The organism is Microbacterium sp. ER1 (assembly GCF_023383675.1).
GTDB lineage: Bacteria > Actinomycetota > Actinomycetes > Actinomycetales > Microbacteriaceae > Microbacterium.
In genome coordinates this window covers 1-240 of sequence record NZ_QCXO01000089.1, presented here as the reverse complement: position 1 = coordinate 240, position 240 = coordinate 1, and the positions used below count along the sequence as shown (strand labels likewise).

Here is a 240-nt window from a genome sequence, read left to right as displayed (position 1 = left end):
AGCTACGGCCGCGAGGCTCACGAGGAGTGCAGCATGACCGACACGACCCCCAACGAGGGACACAAGAACGACTACCCGGATGCTCACACCGAGTACTTCGACCCCGCCAACGACGCCAGCCCGGAGCCGACCACGGTCGCCGACCCGAGCAAGCCGGTCGAGGAGCCCGTGAGCGAACCGGTCGTTCTGACGTCGGCACCCGACGCGCAGCCCGAGCCTGCCTACGTTCCCGGCGAGCCG

1 pseudogene is annotated in these 240 nt (G+C 69.2%); it reads left to right on the top strand.

Annotated features, from left to right (window positions below):
* Positions 1-33: 33 nt before the first annotated feature.
* Positions 34-240, top strand: a pseudogene (locus tag BV453_RS01870) (hypothetical protein); the annotation flags it as partial.